The 2,716-nt window shown below is 30.4% G+C and carries 2 protein-coding genes; both read right to left on the bottom strand.

Going from position 1 to position 2,716, the window contains the following annotated elements:
* Positions 1–676: 676 nt before the first annotated feature.
* A complete protein-coding gene (locus FJR05_RS21035; RefSeq protein ID WP_168645916.1) occupies positions 677–1,903 on the bottom strand; it encodes a hypothetical protein in 1,227 nt (408 codons plus the stop codon).
* Between the two features lie 166 nt (positions 1,904–2,069).
* Complete coding sequence (locus tag FJR05_RS21030) at positions 2,070–2,489, bottom strand: DUF268 domain-containing protein (protein ID WP_217385644.1); 420 nt, start codon at positions 2,487–2,489, stop codon at positions 2,070–2,072.
* Positions 2,490–2,716: the final 227 nt, after the last annotated feature.

Below are 2,716 nucleotides of genomic sequence, written 5' to 3'. Positions count from 1 at the left end.
TGAGCTTTCAGGTATCCTTTTTTCTATCATACTTTCTGCATGAAGGAAATCCCTGGTTTTCCTGTCAAAATTAACACACTAGGTATGGACAGTCTGTCCAATTTTTGAAGAAGCAATGAAAGAAGGGATGCCAAACATCTTGATATTTGTCACACGAAACGACCAAAATAGGTATAGTCATTTAAATTACAATTAAACAAATGATAGTTTTAAGTAGGTAAACATAATAAAAACGATATATGTTTAGTTTTGTAAAAACCGTGAAATAACCTATTTGCAAGGTATTCATTGAATTTACATTTCGTCACATACCTTTAAATTTTTCTCTTTACCTACTTAATCTCACAGAAAGCAGAATTATAGACTTTGCTATATCTGTCAATACTAGCACACTATACTTACGAATAAATCAGTATTGCTATATAAATTTATATACCTTTGAATTTTTCTCTTTACTTACTTAATCTAACAGAAAGCAGAATTATAGACTTTGCTATATCTGTCAATACTAGCACACTATACTTACGAATAAATCAGTATTGCTATATAAATTTATATACCTTTGAATTTTTCTCTTTACTTACTTAATCTAACAGAAAGCAGAATTATAGACTTTGCTATATCTGTCAATACTAGCACACTATACTTACGAATAAATCAGTATTGCTATATAAATTTATAACCATTGGAGAAAATCAGGTATTGCTTCATTACTAGTTATCTCCATGCTGGGGTCATACATATATGTCATCGAAAACCATATACTCAATAAGGTAATAATACCTGAGAAGTATATAACATAATTTTTGATTCGTATAGACTGTAAGTCAAAGCAAGCAAATATAAATGGTGTAAATGGGAAAATATATCTAAAGGTCAGGATAGGGTTTAGAATAATCACTATTATAGACAATAGTGAGTAAAATAATATCATTGATTCATAAACAGAGAATTTTCTCTTTTTTGTTTTCACAAAGAACAAAAAAACTAGAATTAAAGATAAATTAAATGGAAAAATTAATGAGGCAATAATTGAATATCCAACATCAAGAAGAGGTAATGGCGACACAAAAATACTTAGTGTCCTTAGAATTGGAGCAAAAAGAAATATAATTGATTTAACGATGAATGCTGGATATTGCAGAATTATATTTTGACTATAATCTCTCATTAGCAAGGCAATATCATAAATTCTTGAAGTTGAGAATGAGGATATAACATCATCTTGATATAAACTAGAGACAAGTGTATTCGTGAATGGTATTGAATTTAATAGAAAAAAAGCACCTAAGAACGTTAATATTAACATTCTGGGTTTATTACATTTAGTTTCAATTAGTGAATAAACAGCTATACTAATATATAAAGGTAATGAAACTATTGGGCGAATGAAGATAGGGATTGTGGCTATGACCATTAATGATACAATTCTGATTTTCCCATTTAATACAAAAAAAAGTTTCCAGAAGAGCAGGCATATGAAAATAAGTATAGTCTCTTTATTTGGTCCAATTGCACCTATCAATAAATATGGATTTGCAACTATAGCTAGTCTGGCATAGTTAATTGCTTTAGATGATATATATTCAAATACATCTCGACATAAACTGAGTGATAAAAATAATAATGACGCATTAAAAATAAAAAAGCTATGCGAACCCATAGCATACAAAAACCTATTGAATATATTGTATGTTTGTGCCGCTAATCCCGCAGTTTCAATATCTTTAATACCCAATAATCTTAGTTCATAGGTATAACTATCAGGAATATAGAAATTTGATATTGCAAGTACATTATTCTTTGCTAAAGATTGAATAGTTACTATTAATACAAGACAAATTATTAAGGTTATGTACCAGATTGTGTCAATGCTTTTACTTGAAGTGATTTGGCGTTTCATGACTATATTCTTTAGTGTTTTTATGTTTACAAGTAAGTTTGTTTTGAACTGTAATAAGCTGTTACGCAGCTAAATTTAAATTTAGTAGCTTAGACACCTTGCAGTAAGCTTGTGGGTAAAAAAATAAATGCGTAATAGCTTATAACTATATTGCTGATTTTAATATTTAATATTTCTTTAATTCAAAAAGTCCACATGCGTATGTCATTTCTGGAACTTCAACTATCTTAGTCCTATTGTGAAAATCATCATTATCATCAATGTAAGAAAAAGAAATCAGATCATAATCTGATTTAGTTAAGGAGAGAATAGTTTCAACTGAAAATACACGATGTCCATTAAATTCAACTCTCTCAAAACCAATAGGAACTGATAGCAATAAAGTTCCACCTGGTTTTAATAACTTTGTTAAAGAAGTTAAACCTTTAATATGCCCTTCGGGATCAATTGGATCTCCATATCGCCCCAGTCCAAAATGCTCTAATGCATGTAAACAAGAAAGAGAATCACAAATGTTGACTGGTACGCTTTCCGATTGCATCAAATCAGCTTGACGAAAAGTCATACCAGAAACATTTGAAGCCATAGGTCTAACATCGAGAATTTCAATATCACGGAAAGTCAGCACATGGGATACAAAACCATCAATTCTTGAGCCAACATCTATGTGATGCTCTGGATTATTTTGATAGACTTTGCGTGCTGCCCATAGGTCTTGGTGAAAATAATGTTTAGTGATATGACCAGCCCCTTCATATGTAGTTTTTCACTCTCCCCCCACTTTCGAGAGTTTATAGGGTAGGTAGAAGTAGG

It is taken from the genome of Dolichospermum sp. UHCC 0259, assembly GCF_009711935.1.
Lineage (GTDB): Bacteria > Cyanobacteriota > Cyanobacteriia > Cyanobacteriales > Nostocaceae > Dolichospermum.
Note: the sequence above shows the minus strand (reverse complement) of the source record. Positions and strands in the feature narration are given on the sequence as shown.